Raw genomic sequence first — 14,387 nt, 5'->3', positions numbered from 1 at the left:
GGCACAGCTTCGCCGGGTCGGCGCGGCACGAGTTCTCGCGGGTGTCGCCCGGATGGTGTGAGCTTGCCGCACACACCGCTCGTGTTCGCGCTCGGGCCTCAGAGGCGGGCCTGCACGCGCCGGCCACCGCCGACCAGGCCGGTGTAGATCGTGGGCGCGGCGAGGCCGAGCCAGGGGTCGCTGCGCGGGGTCAGGAACAGCTCGTTGTAGACGCGACGATTGAGCGCCTCGAGGTCGAGGCTGGCCGCGTCGGCGACGAACCAGCGGTGGATCCGCTGGTGGAGGTCGAACTCGTTGCGCACGGTGTCGAGGGCGACGGCGCCGCGGAGGTCCGCGAGGGCGCGCTCGAAGTCGGCGGCGTCCTGGGCGGCGTCACCGGAGCGCCACTGCTGCTTGCGCAGCAGGCTCAGGCTGGCCGACGAGAGCTCGAGCTCGGCGAGCCGGCGCTCGCCGAGGCGGGCCCACAGCTCCTCGTCGCTGAGGCGCTCGACGTCCTCGCCGAGGGCGCCGAGCATCGGCACCTCGATGCGAGCCTTGGACACGGCGATGGGTGCGGCGCGGCCGGCCCGCGGTGCGGCCTCGAGGCGGCCGCCTTGGCCCATGCGGCGCGGGCCCTGGCCGATCGCCGCGAGCTCGGCGTTGAAGCGGCGCTCGAGATCCGCGAGCCGGGCGGCGTGGTGGCTGCGCAGGGCGGCGGCGCGGGCGGTGGGACTCAGGCCGGCGCTGCTGCGGGCGAGCTGGGCGGCGCGCTGGAGGTCGGCGATGAAGGTCTTCGGGGTGGTGAGACCGGGGAGGACGTCGACGGGGCGGCCGTCCTGGTCGAGCACGTGGTGGGCGCTGTTGCCGGTGATGGTGCTCTCGATGCTGCGGCCGTCGCCGAAGTCGATCGTGATCTTCGGGGCCGGGCGCTCGCTCTGCCAGTGCAGCACGAACTCGGTCTGCAGCAGGGCGGCGACGGCGGGGTCGGGGTAGAGGAGGGCGCGGAAGAAGCGGCTGTTGGCGCAGCTGAGCTCGTCACGCAGGTCGCCGAGCAGGCGCAGCGAGACGATCGGCTTGCCGCTGGCGCGGGCGGCCGCCTTCGCTTGCTCGAGGTCGGTGTACCAGTAGAGGCGGGCGGCGGCGCAGTCCCTCTGGGCGCAGATCTCGTCGAGGCTGTCCTGCAGCTGCAGCTCGGCGGCGCTGGGACCTGTCCCGGCGGACAGGCCGAGCATCCGCGCGAGGGCGCCGGCGTCGGCGCGCGGGCGCAGGGCCGTGGCGAGGGCGTCGGCGTGGAGCTCGGTGAAGGCGGCGAGCCCGGCGGGGCCGGCCGCGCGCAGGCGCTGGCGGGCGAGCGCGGCGACGTGGGGGTCGGCGGCGGTGGCCAGGGCGGCGAGGGTGCGCAGGTCGTGGATGCTGGCCAGCATCGCGTCGGCGATCGCGGTGACCTCGGCCTCGACGCGGGCGGCCTGCGCCTCGGACCCGACCGGCGCGGCGCCGCAGAAGACCGCGCCGATCGTCATCACCCACGCCCGTAGTTTCTTGCTCGTCGTCATGTGCCTCGCTCCGTGTTGCTGTCGACGAGCAGTGTCGCCGAGGGCTGCGAGGCGGGCGGTCAGGGTTATGTAAAAGGTCAGGCGTCGTCGGGGTCGGCCGGGTGCAGGAAGGTGTACGGGCTCGGCTTCCACGCGGACGGCCAGGTGTGATCGACGCTCGGCCGGTTGCGCATGCGCTGGTAGAGCGCGCGCAGGTTCGGGTAGGTCTCGCCGAGCAGGAGCCCGAGGTGCACGGCGGTGGCGAGGTGCACGAACACCGCGAGGTCGGCGAAGGTGAGCTCGGAGCCGGCGGCCCAGTGGGCCATGCCGTAGTAGTACTCCCAGAAGAACAGCTCGTCGTGCAGGCCGTCGGCCAGCGCGTACACGGTGGCGGGCTCGAGGTCCTTGCCGCGTGTGGTCGAGAGGTACGAGTAGAGGTGCTCGGACACCTCGGCGAGGTTGTGGACCTCGTGCATGCGCGTGAGGGCGAGCGCACGGAGGGCGTTGGTGCCGGGGAGCAGCGGCGGGTCGGGGTGCGCGTGCTCGAGGTACTCCATGATCGCGAAGGGCTCGAACACGACGATCGCCCCGTCGGTGAGCACGGGGAAGGTGCCGCGGGGGTTCTTGGTGAGCAGCTCGGGGCTCGCGTGCTTGCCGGTCAAGGGCGGCAGCAGCTTCACCTGGTAGGGCAGATCCTTCTCCTCGAGGGCGAGCTGGATCATCCACGAGGCCGGCGAACACTCGACCACGCGCACGCCGCTGCACTCGGGGAGATACACCTTGATCTCGGACGAGCTCATGCGAGCGCAAGGTTTACAGAAGCGGCCAGATCGCGTCAAGCGTGGACCCGGGGCGGGTGGCACCGTGGTGGCGCCATGGTGGCCGCGGTGGCTGACATGGCTTGCTGGGCGCATCGGGATATACTGCGCGGCACCATGCCTGGGCCTGCAAACGCTCCTCCCGCGCGTCATGTCGTCATCGTCGGCGGGGGCTTTGGCGGCCTGTGTGCCGCGCAGGTGCTCGCGGGCGCGAAGGGCGTCGAGGTCACGATCATCGACCGCCGCAATCACCACCTGTTTCAGCCGCTGCTTTATCAGGTGGCCATGGCGGGCCTCAGCCCCGCCGAGATCGCGTACCCGATCCGCACGATCTTCAGCGGCAAGCGCAACGTGCGGGTCCTGCTCGCGCGGGCCACCGGCATCGACCTCGGCAAGAAGCTGCTGCGCACCGATGACGCCGAGATCCCCTACGACAACCTCATCCTCGCCTGCGGCGCCCGCCAGAGCTACTTCGGCCACAACGAGTGGGAGACCTACGCCCCCGGGCTCAAGTCGCTCGAGGAGGCGACCGAGATCCGGCGCCGGGTGCTGACGGCCTTCGAGCTCGCCGAGAAGGAGCCCGACCCCGACAAGCAGCGCAAGCTGCTCACCTTCGTCGTCATCGGCGGCGGACCGACCGGGGTCGAGCTGGCCGGCGCTCTCGGCGAGATCAGCCGCTTCACGCTGTCGCGCGACTTTCGTCGCATCGACCCCCGCCGCACCCGCGTGATCCTCATCGAGGCCGGCCCGCGCATCCTCGCCGCCTTCGATGAGAAGCTGGCGAGTCGCGCCACCGCCGACCTCGAGTCGCTCGGCGTGACGGTGTGGACCTCCACCAAGGTCACGCGGGTCGACGCCGACGGGGTCGACCTCGGCGAGGAGTCGGTCCAGGCCGCCACGATTTTGTGGGCCGCCGGCGTCGCTCCGTCGGAGCTAAACAAGAGTCTGGGGGTCCCGCTCGACCGCGGCGGCCGCGTCATGGTCGAACAGGACTGCTCGCTCAAGGACCACCCCGAGGTGTTCGTCGTCGGCGACCAGGCCCACTTCCTCCACAACGACAAGCCGCTCCCGGGCCTCGCCCCCGTCGCCATGCAGCAGGGCCGATGCACCGCGCGCAACATCCTGCGCGAGGTCAAGGGCAAGCCGCGTGAGCCGTTCCGCTACCGCGACAAGGGCCAGATGGCGACCATCGGCCGGCGCCGGGCGATCGTCGAGTTCGGCCGCTTCAAGTTCGCCGGCTTCTTCGCGTGGCTCGCGTGGCTGCTGGTCCACATCCTCTACCTCGTCGGCTTCAAGAACCGCCTCGAGGTGGTGCTCAACTGGAGCTGGAACTACTTCGCCTTCAGCCGCGGCGCTCGCCTGATCGTCGGCAAGGACTGGCGCTCCGCGGCCGGCCCAGCCCCGGCCCCGCGCGCAGTCGTCGAGGAACCGTCGGGCACGACGGCTGCTCCGCCCGCTCCGGTGGCCGCACCGGCGGCCGTTCCGGTGGCCTGAGCGCGCAGGCTCGCTCGCCGCCTCGCGGAGCTGCCACCGCGACTGGCAGGTGCGCAGCGGCTCGCGCACCCGGGCCGGCGAAAAATTGGCCGCTGTGTGCAGCAGGTCGATGAGCTGGCGGCCGAGCGACGCTCGTATAATGCCGCCGCCCCGGAGCCCGGATGCCCACCGCTGACCGTCGCAACCAGGTCGAGATGCACGCCGCGCCGCACACCGCGGAGGAGGCCGCCAAGCTCGACATGAGCGGCCCCTTGTACATGCGGGTGGTCGACGCCAGCAGCATGCTGGCCTTCTTCGTGCTCGAGTACCTGCTGGCCCGCGAGGTCTGGCGCGCCTTCATCGCCCTCGACGCGACGGCGCACGCCGGCTGGCTGGTGCCGGCCGCGTTCATCGCCGGCTACATCACCGCCGACTTCGCGTCGGGCGTGTTCCACTTCCTCGCCGATAACTACGGCTCGACCACCAAGCCCTTCGTCGGCCCGGTGTTCATCCGGCCGTTTCGCGAGCACCACATCGACCCCAAGGCGATCACGCGCCACGACTTCCTCGAGGTCAACGGGGCCAACTGCGCCATGAGCGTGCCGATCTTGCTGGCGACCTACTACCTGCTGCCGGTCGGCGCCAACCTGTTCACCCTGTTCCTCGGCGCCCACATCGGGATGTTCCTGTTCGGCATCTTCCTCACCAACCAGTTCCACAGCTGGGCCCACCTCGATGACCCGCCGCGGGTGGTCCGCGCGCTCCAGCGCTGGGGCCTCATCCTCGGACCCGAGCACCACCAGCGTCACCACACGCCGCCCTTCAACACCTACTACTGCATCACCAGCGGCTGGCTCAACCCCCTGCTGGCCCGCACTCGCTTCTTCGAGCGCCTGTACGAGCCGCTGCGCCGCGTGCTCGAGCCGATCTTCGGCGTCGCCGACGAGGTCGGCGGCACGAGCCAGTGTGCCGGCGGCCACAGCGACGAGCACGGGCCCGATCGGCCGGCGTGATCAGGCCCCGCGTGATCAGGCCCCGCGTGATCAGGTCCGCGTGGGCTCAGGCCCCGCGTCGGGGCGGGGCGTCGTCCCACACGGCGAGGCACTTGCGCTCCTGCCAGAATTGCTCGAGCGATCGCTCGGGGTCGGCCGCGCAGCGGATCGTCAGTGGGCTCAGGCGCACGCTGAGCGGGTGCGAGGCGCCGCCGTGCCAGGTGCCGATGTCGACCACCTCACGGCCTCGCAGCGAGAGCCCGTGCCGCTGCAAATAATCGGTGATCGCCGGCACCTGGAGGTCGACGCCGGTGGTCGCCTCGGCGTGCGGGTTTCGCAGCACCCGCGCCAGGTCGATCAGCGCCGCGAGGTCCTCCGGGTGGGCCGCGAAGTGGAGCTCGTAGCTGCGGTAGTACACCGACTCGAGCGCGTGGTCCTGGCGCACGAACTCGCCGTCCATCACGTAGCCGATCGCCCAGCGGTCCTCGCCGTACTTGCGGTCCCACTCGCGCTGCCGGGTCGTGCGCTGCTTCTCGCCGCCGGCCTTTCCGAGCCGTCGCTCCACCACGCGCCAGGCCATGCTTATAACCCCATGCTGCGGTTGGTCGCCGCGTCCGTGCGCTGGGCGCTGTCGATGATCGACTGGAAGATCGCGTCGCCGGTGAGGCCCTTTTGTTGGGCTCGTTCGAGCAGGTACTCGAAGGTCGGGCCGTCGGGCGAGTTGTACTTTTCGCGGTCGCGCGCGCGCAGGGCCTCGACCGCGGCGGCGTCCTGCATCATCGCCCGGGCGGTCATGCGCGCCTCGTGGCGAGCGGTGAAGGCGGCCCGTGCCCTGGCCTCGACGGACTTGCCGGCGCGCTGCAGCTCCGCGTCCGCGTCGGCGATCTTCGCCACCTGGTCGAGATAGAACTGCCGGACCTGCGGGTCGGTCCACGCCACGCCGGACGCCTTGAGCGCGCTCGCCTCGGCGGCGCTGGGCGGCCTCGGCAGCCCCGTCGGCCACGGCTGCGCCGGGGTCGCGGCCAGCTCGGAGCCCTCGCAGGCCGACGCCAGCGTCGCGCTGCCGGCGAGCAGCAGCGCCAGCCCCAGGCGGCTCAGTTGCATCCGCATACGGCCAGTATCTGCCACGGCGACGCGTCCTCGCAAGCCGTGTAAGCTCGCGGCCGGTCCCCGCGTTCGGGCCTGACCCGAGCCCCTCTCGCCATACGAGGCCCCCGATGTCGCGATTGTCCCTGATGCTGCTGTGCTCCGCCCTCCTGGGCCTCGCGCCGGGCTGCGCCAAGCGCAGCTACTCCGACGCAGCCTCTCCACCAGCGATGCCGGAGTCCGCCGGCTTCAGCGGGAGCGGCGGCGGCGGCGAGATGGAGGAGGCTCCTGGCGCGCCGTCAGCGGACTACGCCGAGTCCAAGAAGAGCATCGACTACGACGACGCCAAGGACGAGTCGTACAGCCGCAGCGAGCCGACCTCGGTGACCGCCGCGCCGGCGCGCAGTCCAGCGGGCGGGGTGCCTGGCACGGCGACGGGCAGCAGCGGCGACAACCGCATCGCCGAGCCCAAGCCCAAGCCGAGCGAGGCCCGCGAGGGCGACCCGCCGGCCGACAGCAGCGAGGCGAAGAAGCAGTTCGCCCGCCAGATCATCTACACCGCCGAGATGCAGGTGTCGGTGTACAAGCTCGAGGACGCCATGCAGCGGGCCGAGGCGCTGACGCTGGCCGCTGGCGGTTATGTGGCCAACATGTCGCAGGGCTTCTACGTGCTGCGGATCCCCGCGCCGGCGCTGCGCGGCGTGATGGACGAGCTGGCGCGCCTGGGCGTCGTCGAGGCGCGTACTCTGCAGGCCCGCGATGTCTCCGAGGAGTACGTCGACCTCGTCACGCGCATCCGGGTGCTGCGGGAGACCCAGCAGCAGTTGCTGGTCCTGCTCAAGCAGGCCCGCAACGTCGACGAGGCGCTCAAGGTCCGCGAGTCGGTCGACCGCATCACCATGGAGCTCGAGCAGGCGATGGGTCGCCTGCGCCTGTTGGAGAGCCTCATCGGCTTTAGCACCCTGACCGTGCGCATGAGCCAGCGCGGGCCGCAGAACACGATCCCCTCGAGCAACGATCCCTTCCCGTGGGTCGATGGCCTCGGCGTCGAGGCGACGGAGTGGAACTGACATGAACCACCGCAACGCATCCACCCTGCTCCTCGCCGCCGCCCTGCTCCCGGGCTGCGCCGCCTACAAGATCGAGCCGCCCGCCGGTTTCGCCGTGGTCCACGAGCACGGCTGGGAGACCCGCATGAAGGCCCAGGACAACGTCGGCCTCAGCGTGCGCCGCTTCGACAACGTCAAGGGCGGCACGCTCGCGTTCTGGGGCGCCGACCTGGTCAAGAAGCTCGGCAACCGCGGCTATGTGCTGAAGGCTCAGAGCGCGGTCAAGACCGGCAACGGTCAGGTCGGCACCCGCTTCGACTTCGACTACCAGGCCTACGACACCGAGATCCCCAAGTTCTACACGGTGGTGCTGGTCGTCACCGACAAGTACAAGGTCGTGCTGCAGGTCGCCGGTGGGCGCGAGCACGTCGGCGAGTACGCCCCGCGCGTGCCCGAGATGCTCGACGCGTTGAAGGTCCGCGGCTGCAAGGTGGGCTCGAAGATCTGCGGCGGGCCGCAGCCGCCCCCGCAGTCGACGCCGGCGCCAGCGGCCAGCGCGGTGGCCACGGACACGCCGGCCGCCGTCGCGCCCGCGGTCACGCCGGCCGTGGCCACGCCGAAGCCCTGAGCCAGCGCCGCCAGATTCAGGGCGCCGCGTGCAGCTCGCGGACAGCGGCGCGTGGGCTCGCGTGGCGCAGCTGGCCGGCGACGACGAGGCGCAGCGCGTCGACCTCGGCCCAGCGTGGCGGCAGCGGTGCCGCGACGACCTTGGCGCTCGAGTCGGGGATCTCGCCGACGCTCGCGGGCAGCGTGATGGTTTCGCCGGCGATCGCGAACTCGACGCGGGTGTCCGAACTGCGGCCGCGCAGCGGGGCGCTGCCGCGGGTGGTCCACCAGGTCGCGCTGCCGTCGCTGTGGAGCGTGCCGACCAGCAGCGGTGCGTCCTCCGCGGGGGCGCCGGCCATGTCCCAGCTCGACAGCTCCTTGATGAAGCCGTAGGTCAGGTCCCAGCCGTAGTCGGACACGAAGCTGTTGTCGCAGTAGGTCATGTAGTCGCGATAGCCGGTGGGCGAGCGCAGCTGGGTGTCGTGGATGCCGTAGCCCCACACGCCGATGCGGCCGTTGGGGTGGGGATAGTCGGGGTCGGTGCCGGCCTCGCCGCCGCTGCAGCGGATGTGATAGCGGCCCTGGCTGTGGCCGACCTCGTGGACGAAGGTATCGCGCGCGTCGGCGCCGCTGCCGAGGTAGCGGCCGGTGGCGATGCGCTGGAAGGCGAGGCCGACGGTCGGGGCCTCGGGGATGCCGTAGGCCTGGCCGAGCAGGCCGATCGGGTAGGCGTCGCAGCTCTGGAGCAGGCCGTACCAGTACACGTTGGCGGCGGGCTTGACCTTGGCGCGGTGGATGCCGAGCGCGGTGAGGACCGGTACGAAGCCCTCCTCCGCGGTGCCGATGGACTCGGTGTACTCCATCGGCTCGGCGACGGTGAGCTCGGCGCGCTCGACCGCGTTGTGCTGCTCCATCCACTTCTGCATGTCCAGCACGTCGTCGTCGGTGATCGTGGGCATGCAGGTCATGCCATCGAACACGTGCTTGACCGGGATGAGCTCCACCTTGATCACCATCGGGTTGTCCTCGACCACCAGCTTGCCGCGGCCGGCGAGCGGCAAGATCGGGGGCGGGTCGGAGACCTCGCCGCTGGCCGCCTCGGGGTCGGCCTCGAAGGCCTCGATGCGGTACTCCATGCCCGGGCGCACCAGCTCGGCGGGCAGCTGCCAGCGGAAGGTCCTGGTGAAGTCGCCGTCGTTGCTCGGACCCTCGACCAGCGCCTTGTACTCGTCGACGTGGGTCTCGCCCTCAGGCGTGTACAAGGTCAGTCGGGCCAGGAGCTCGCGCGGCACGAAGCTGGCGTGGAGGCTCCAGTCGGCGCGCAGCACGGTCTTGCGGCGACTGATGAGCGCCACGGCGTAGTCCTCGGGCGGCAGCTCGAGCCCGTCGCGGACGATCTCCGTCTGCACGCCCTGGGTCGCGGTCACGCGCGTGAGCCGGATGCCGCGCGCGATCGCGGGTGGTTCGGGGGCTTCGCCGGTGCTCGCGGCGGTGGTCGGCGTATCTGAGGTGGTCGGTGGTTCTGCGGTCGTCGTGGGCGCGGCGGTGGTGGTCTCTGCGGTGGTCGCTGCGGTGGTCTCTGCGGTGGTGCTCGCGGAAGTGGTCTCGCTGGTCGCGACCGGGTCCTCGCCGCAGGCGATCACGCTGAACAAACACACCGGGGTGAGGAGCCCGCAGGATCGCACGCGCATGAGCGGGGTCAGGCTATCACGTCGCTGTCAAGCGTGGTGTCAGGGGGGTCGAGGATTCGGGTCCGAGGATTCGCGGAGCCGATCGTGATCCGATCGAGATCGCGGGTGGGCTTGCGTCGGCGCTCGTGCCTCGCGTAAAAGGGGGAGGTCGTGAAGCTGATTCGCCGCGTCTCCCTGGGCGTCCGAGAGGGCAACTCCGACAAGGTCTACATTGTCGACCTGTGCGAGGTGAGCCGCGGCAAGTTCGTGGTGAACTTCCAATTCGGCCGCCGCGGGCAGCCGCTCAAGGATGGCACCAAGACGGACTCGCCGGTCGCCGAGCCGACCGCGCGATCGATCTTCGCCAAGCTCGTCGAGGAGAAGCAGCGCAAGGGCTACAGCGAGACCGCCGAGGCGGCGGCCGCCGCTTCCTCGACAGCTGCGAGTGAGCGCGCTGCTCCGCCGCCGCCGCGGGCACGCGGGCTCGGGCGGGAGTCCGCCGTGCTGGCCCGGCTCGGCAACAGCGCGAGCTTCCGCCGGCCGTGGGACTACGGGCGGGTGGTGTGGCGCGCGGGCGAGATGCGGCTCAAGGCCGCGGTGCCGCTGATGCTGGCGAAGCTGGGTTCGGGCGACGTGCGCCTCGAGTACAGCCTCGCGTGGGCGCTGGCTCGCTGCGGCGACGAGACGACCTTCGCGGCGCTGACGACGGCGCGGCGCCAGCTCGGGCTGACGCCGGACAAGGCGCTGGCCAACCTCGGGACGCTGGTGCCGAAGTCCGCGAAGTCGCCGATGGTGCAGCGGGTGGCGCTGGAGATGCTGCGCGCGTGGGGTGGCTCGCTGCGCGCGGCGGTGGTCGCGGAGGCGCAGCAGGAGCTGCCGCCGGGGCTGCGCTACGCGGCCTCGCAGGGGCCCGCGGAGGCGTTCTCCGAGGTGTTGGCGCGGGCCCTCGCGGCCGGCGAATCGGCGGCGGTGCTGGAGACCCTCTACCGCATCGACGACGAGATCGTGCGCCCCGGGTTGCTGGCGGCGCTGCGGCAGGTCGAGCTCAAGCCGGGCCGCTTCCGCGAGATCCGCCACATCTTCAAGATCGCCGAGCTGCGCGGCGACGCCGAGGTGTTCGGCCTGCTCGCGCACCGCTTCGAGAAGACCCCGGGCAACTACGCGGCCAACCGCCGCGGCACCCACGTCGACGGCCGCTACACCGTCATCGCCACCGAGCTCAAGAAGCCCGACAGTCGCCTGGCCTACGGCAGCAAGACGCGGACCTACCTGCGGCGGCGCTGTTGGAGCTCGCTCGATCGCCTGGGCAGCCTCGGCGACGCCGCCGGCTACGTGCGCATGGCCGTCGGCGTGCTGCTGCCCTTCACCGACGCGGACGCCGCCGAGCCGCGCAGCATGTCGCGCTACGACTACAGCACCCGCAAGCGCAACCACACCCACTTCGATCGCTTCGCGCCCTACCTCGCGCTCAACTACATCCTGTACGGTGAGAGCAGCCGCTACGAGCTCAAGGGCGTGACCCTGGCCTGGCGCTGCAAGGGTCGCTTCAAGCCGGGCGACCCGGCGCCCGAGGTCCGCGAGGAGGCGTACCCGAAGCTGTGGGACGAGATGCCGGTGGGGCTGCTGCACCTGCTGGCCGAGAGCGCGTGCGGGCCGGTGCACGAGTTCGCGGCGCGGGCGCTGCGGGCCAACAAGGAGTTCTGCGATCAGCTGGACGTCGACGCGATCGTGATGCTGCTCGGGCGGCCCTACGAGGTGACGGCGCGGCTCGGCTACGATCTGGCGCTGGCCCGCTACGACGCCAACCACCCGGACTTCGAGTTGGTGGCGGCGCTGGCGAGCTGTCCGGTCGACGACGCTCGTCGCACGGCGCGCAGCTGGATCGACGCCGACCGGGCGCGCTTCGCCGGGGCCCGCGACCTGATGGTCGGCCTGGTGCTCTCGGCCTACGCCGACACGCGGAGCTACGCGCGGACCCTGCTGGCCAGCGTGACCCTCGGGGGCGGCGCGGCCGAGGCCCTGATCGCCGGCGCCATCGCGGTGATGCTCGGCTTCCCCGATGACGCGGCCCACGAGCTGCGCGCGCGTGAGGGCGGCGAGACGCTGCTGCGCGCCTTCCCCCGCCCGCTGCGCGGCCTCGGCATCGACGTGCTGCACGACCTCGTGCGCCATCCGCTGGCCGGCGTGCAGACCTTCGCGGCCGACGTGTTGCTGGCCCACGACATCCGCCCCGAGGATCTGCCGGAGGAGCTGATCGTCGCGCTGGCGGTCGAGTCGAAGCACGCCAGCGTGCGCAGCCTCGGGGTGCGCCTGTTCGGGGGTTTGCCGGACATGACCCTGCTGACGCGGGTCAACCTGCTGCTGGCCTTCGCGACCTCGGCGCTGCCGGACCAGCGAGCGGCGATCCGCCCGGTGATGCAGCGCCTGGCCGCCTACGCGAGCTTCGGCGACTCGGTGGTGCCGCCGCTGCTGGTCGTGCTGCTGACCAAGGAGGAGCACGAGGGGGTGCACAGCTTCGTGCTCGCGCTGCTCAAGACCGATCTGGCGGCCGCGCTCGGGGCGGTGAACAAGGACGTGGTGCTCCGCCTGCTGCGCTCGAAGCACGCGCCGGCGCAGGAGCTCGGGGGCATCTTGCTCGGCCGCAACGTCGACCCGGCCAGCCTCGAGGTCGCCGAGGTCGCCCGCCTGGCCAGCCACGAGATCCTGTCGGTGCGCGAGGCGGCGTGGAAGTTCTTCCGCGAGAACAAGCCGCGCCTGCTCGCCGACATGAGCGCGGCGATCAAGATCCTCGACGCCAGCTGGGAGGACTCGCGCCGGGTCGCCTTCGAGCTGTTCCGCGGCTTCTCCGAGCACGACTTCACGCCCGACGTGCTGGTAGCAGTGTGCGACAGCGTGCGGGCCGACGTGCAGGCCTTCGGCCGCGAGCTGGTGACCCGCTTCTTCCAGGAGGGCCACGGCCACGAGTACCTGCTGCGGCTCAGCGAGCACCCGTCGGCCGACGTGCAGCTGTTCGCGACCAACTACCTCGAGGCCTACGCGGCGGGCTCGCTCGAGCGGCTGCGGGCGCTCGAGCCGTACTTCCTCGGCGTGCTGTCGCGGGTGAACCGCGGGCGGGTGGCCAAGGCGCGGGTGTTCGCGTTCCTGCGGGCCGAGCTGGAGAAGTCGCCGGAGGCGGCGCAGCTGGTGGCGACGCTGATGACGCGGCAGAGCCTGACGATGGCGATCGGCGACAAGGCGGCCAGCATCGAGGCGATGGTCGGGGTGGCGCGGCGCTTCCCCGACACCCCGCTGCCGATCGAGATCAAGGAGCCGCCGATGTGGGCGCGCAAGCAGGGCAAGGGGCAGGCCAAGGGGGAGGTGCGCCGTGGAGTTTGAGTACCGGTATCACGGCAGCTCCGCCGTCGATTCGAGCGCGCGCGCGACCAACATGTCGTTCGCGCCGGACACCAAGCGCGAGCCGACCTACTTCCGCGGCGAGCTCGAGAAGGCCCTCGAGTTCCGCGAGGCCATCTCCGCGTTGAACGCGGTGGTGGTCTCGGACCTGCGCTTCAAGCCCAAGGACAAGACGGTCTACCTGGCCTGGCTGGCCCAGCAGGAGCAGCTCAATTGGCAGCAGGTCGCGGTGCAGCGCAGCCGCAACGCCGCCCAGGTGAAGGACCTGCAGGCCGAGCTCGATCGCCTGATCCGGACCAGCAACGAGCGCATGGGCCCGTATTACGCGGCCAAGCGGCGCTACTTCGACTATCTGTACAAGAAGGACCTCGACGCCTGGTTCGTGCTCGACCCGGTGATCACGGTGCACCCGGACGAGGTCTTCTTCGAGTGCTTCAGCCAGGACGAGTCGACCTACGGGCGCCTCGGGGCCAGCTACGAGGTCTTCAAGAACATCGGCGAGTTCGCCTGCGGGACCACCAACATCGACTATTCGGCGGACCTCTACAACGAGTTCCAGAAGATCCGCCGCTACAAGACGACGATGTTTCAGGTCGACCCCTCGGGCTTCGAGGTGCAGACCCAGGCCGAGGATACCTTCAAGGAGCTGAAGATCGACCTGCCCGACACCTGGGTGCGCGGGTTCTTGCAGGTCAGCTCGGCGATGACGCTGCCGACCGTGAGCTTCGACCTGCACCCGATGGACGTGCACAACCTGTGCTTCGTGCTGCGCCGCAGCAAGGAGAAGACGGGGCCGCGCAGCCTGCGTTATCTGCTCAAGCCGGGCCAGCCGGTGCAGGTGGTGTTCGAGCCGTGGAACCTCAAGCTGACCTTCCCGCGCTCGCCCTATCTCGGGGACAAGGAGCACGAGATAAGGGTCTGGGGTCGACGCCGGATCTTCATCCTCGAGCGGCTGATCCAGCTGGCCAAGAAGTTCACGGTGCACCTGCTCGGCAGCGGCCTGCCGTCGTTCTACATCGCCGACCTCGGGCACATGAACTTCACCCTCGGGCTGTCGGGCTGGACCGCCAATGACTGGTCGCAGGCCGGCAACTTCGACCTGATGGCGCCGCGCGCCGAGGTCGACGAGTTCACCAAGCGGCGGGTCTTCGAGGGGCTCAAGAAGCACTGGGTCGCCAGCACGGACGAGCTGGCGCGCAGTCTGGAGCTCGACCGCGCGGCCGTGCTGGCGGCGCTCGGCATCTACACCCAGGCGGGCCGGGCCATCTACGACCTGAACAAGCAGGTCTACCGGGTCCGCGAGCTGAGCCGCGAGCCGCTGCCGATGAGCAAGCTGCGCTTCTCCAACGAGCGCGAGCAGTCGGCCAATCGCCTGGTCGACGAGAAGGCGGTGTCGCGCGTCCTCGCCGAGGACAGCCCGGCGGGCCTGCGCCTGCGCGGCAAGGTCAAGGACGGCCGCGTATACGAGCCGGAGCTGACGATCGACCGCGACCAGCGGCTCGCCAGCGCCACCTGTACGTGCAATTTCTACACGCAAAATAAGCTGTACAAAGGCCCCTGTGAGCATATACTGGCGCTGCGGATCTCGCACCGCCGCACGCAGGGATAATCACCCGTTCCCGAGGTACTCCCCCCAACCACGATCCACGATTTTGTCACGACAACGACGAGGGCAAGCCTTGCAACCCGGGCGGCGGATCGCCGTCCTTGTTCCATGCTCATCCACGCTTCACTGGCCCGCTCTTGACTGTGCGGTACATCGGGTAGCAGCGGCTATTCCGGTGTGGCT

11 protein-coding genes are annotated in these 14,387 nt (G+C 70.7%); 6 read left to right on the top strand and 5 right to left on the bottom strand.

The annotated features are described in order from the left end of the window. Positions 1 to 98 precede the first annotated feature (98 nt). Positions 99 to 1,532, bottom strand: a complete 1,434-nt coding sequence (locus tag IPJ59_RS27470; RefSeq protein WP_293273993.1) for a thioredoxin domain-containing protein — start codon at positions 1,530 to 1,532, stop codon at positions 99 to 101. 77 nt (positions 1,533 to 1,609) lie between these two features. Continuing rightward, entirely contained in the window at positions 1,610 to 2,311 is a 702-nt protein-coding gene (locus tag IPJ59_RS27465) for a glutathione S-transferase family protein (RefSeq protein WP_293258615.1), read from the bottom strand. 135 nt (positions 2,312 to 2,446) lie between these two features. Here IPJ59_RS27465 and IPJ59_RS27460 point away from each other — a divergent pair, with 135 nt between their 5' ends. Further along, positions 2,447 to 3,823: an NAD(P)/FAD-dependent oxidoreductase gene (locus tag IPJ59_RS27460; protein ID WP_293273992.1), complete on the top strand. Its 1,377-nt coding sequence runs from the start codon at positions 2,447 to 2,449 to the stop codon at positions 3,821 to 3,823. Between the two features lie 161 nt (positions 3,824 to 3,984). Then, a complete protein-coding gene (locus IPJ59_RS27455; RefSeq protein ID WP_293273991.1) occupies positions 3,985 to 4,815 on the top strand; it encodes a fatty acid desaturase family protein in 831 nt (276 codons plus the stop codon). A gap of 46 nt (positions 4,816 to 4,861) precedes the next feature. Here IPJ59_RS27455 and IPJ59_RS27450 read toward each other — a convergent pair whose 3' ends face one another. Further along, complete coding sequence (locus tag IPJ59_RS27450; protein WP_293273990.1) at positions 4,862 to 5,374, bottom strand: hypothetical protein; 513 nt, start codon at positions 5,372 to 5,374, stop codon at positions 4,862 to 4,864. 2 nt (positions 5,375 to 5,376) lie between these two features. Further along, positions 5,377 to 5,904 (bottom strand): hypothetical protein, encoded by a 528-nt coding sequence (locus IPJ59_RS27445; RefSeq protein ID WP_293258607.1) that lies wholly within the window; start codon positions 5,902 to 5,904, stop codon positions 5,377 to 5,379. 107 nt (positions 5,905 to 6,011) lie between these two features. On the opposite strand from IPJ59_RS27445, the gene IPJ59_RS27440 reads away from it, so the two are divergent. Next, positions 6,012 to 6,950 carry a DUF4349 domain-containing protein gene (locus IPJ59_RS27440; RefSeq protein WP_293258605.1) on the top strand — a complete coding sequence of 313 codons (939 nt, stop codon included), beginning with the start codon at positions 6,012 to 6,014 and terminating at the stop codon, positions 6,948 to 6,950. A 1-nt stretch (position 6,951) separates the two neighbouring features. Beyond that, complete coding sequence (locus IPJ59_RS27435) at positions 6,952 to 7,557, top strand: hypothetical protein (RefSeq protein ID WP_293258603.1); 606 nt, start codon at positions 6,952 to 6,954, stop codon at positions 7,555 to 7,557. A 16-nt stretch (positions 7,558 to 7,573) separates the two neighbouring features. Here the strand turns inward: IPJ59_RS27435 and IPJ59_RS27430 are convergent, their stop codons facing one another. Further along, on the bottom strand, positions 7,574 to 9,226 hold the full coding sequence (locus IPJ59_RS27430) for a hypothetical protein (protein ID WP_293273989.1): 1,653 nt from the start codon (positions 9,224 to 9,226) through the stop codon (positions 7,574 to 7,576). Between the two features lie 150 nt (positions 9,227 to 9,376). Here IPJ59_RS27430 and IPJ59_RS27425 point away from each other — a divergent pair, with 150 nt between their 5' ends. Together IPJ59_RS27425 and IPJ59_RS27420 are read left to right on the top strand one after the other, a co-directional pair. Beyond that, positions 9,377 to 12,580: a WGR domain-containing protein gene (locus tag IPJ59_RS27425; protein WP_293273988.1), complete on the top strand. Its 3,204-nt coding sequence runs from the start codon at positions 9,377 to 9,379 to the stop codon at positions 12,578 to 12,580. Next, entirely contained in the window at positions 12,570 to 14,207 is a 1,638-nt protein-coding gene (locus IPJ59_RS27420) for an SWIM zinc finger family protein (protein ID WP_293273987.1), read from the top strand. Before IPJ59_RS27425 ends, IPJ59_RS27420 begins: the two co-directional genes overlap by 11 nt. Positions 14,208 to 14,387 lie beyond the last annotated feature (180 nt).

It is taken from the genome of Nannocystis sp. (genome assembly GCF_016714285.1).
Lineage (GTDB): Bacteria > Myxococcota_A > Polyangia > Nannocystales > Nannocystaceae > Nannocystis.
Note: the sequence above shows the minus strand (reverse complement) of the source record. Positions and strands in the feature narration are given on the sequence as shown.

Bases quoted from the DNA above. Each gene is read 5' to 3' on its own strand.
- IPJ59_RS27460 (WP_293273992.1), top strand. From the start codon at position 2,447: ATGCCTGGGCCTGCAAACGCTCCTCCCGCGCGTCATGTCGTCATCGTC.
- IPJ59_RS27435 (WP_293258603.1), top strand. From the start codon at position 6,952: ATGAACCACCGCAACGCATCCACCCTGCTCCTCGCCGCCGCCCTGCTC.
- IPJ59_RS27450 (WP_293273990.1), bottom strand. From the start codon at position 5,374: ATGGCCTGGCGCGTGGTGGAGCGACGGCTCGGAAAGGCCGGCGGCGAG.
- IPJ59_RS27440 (WP_293258605.1), top strand. From the start codon at position 6,012: ATGTCGCGATTGTCCCTGATGCTGCTGTGCTCCGCCCTCCTGGGCCTC.
- IPJ59_RS27430 (WP_293273989.1), bottom strand. From the start codon at position 9,226: ATGCGCGTGCGATCCTGCGGGCTCCTCACCCCGGTGTGTTTGTTCAGC.
- IPJ59_RS27445 (WP_293258607.1), bottom strand. From the start codon at position 5,904: ATGCGGATGCAACTGAGCCGCCTGGGGCTGGCGCTGCTGCTCGCCGGC.
- IPJ59_RS27465 (WP_293258615.1), bottom strand. From the start codon at position 2,311: ATGAGCTCGTCCGAGATCAAGGTGTATCTCCCCGAGTGCAGCGGCGTG.
- IPJ59_RS27470 (WP_293273993.1), bottom strand. From the start codon at position 1,532: ATGACGACGAGCAAGAAACTACGGGCGTGGGTGATGACGATCGGCGCG.
- IPJ59_RS27455 (WP_293273991.1), top strand. From the start codon at position 3,985: ATGCCCACCGCTGACCGTCGCAACCAGGTCGAGATGCACGCCGCGCCG.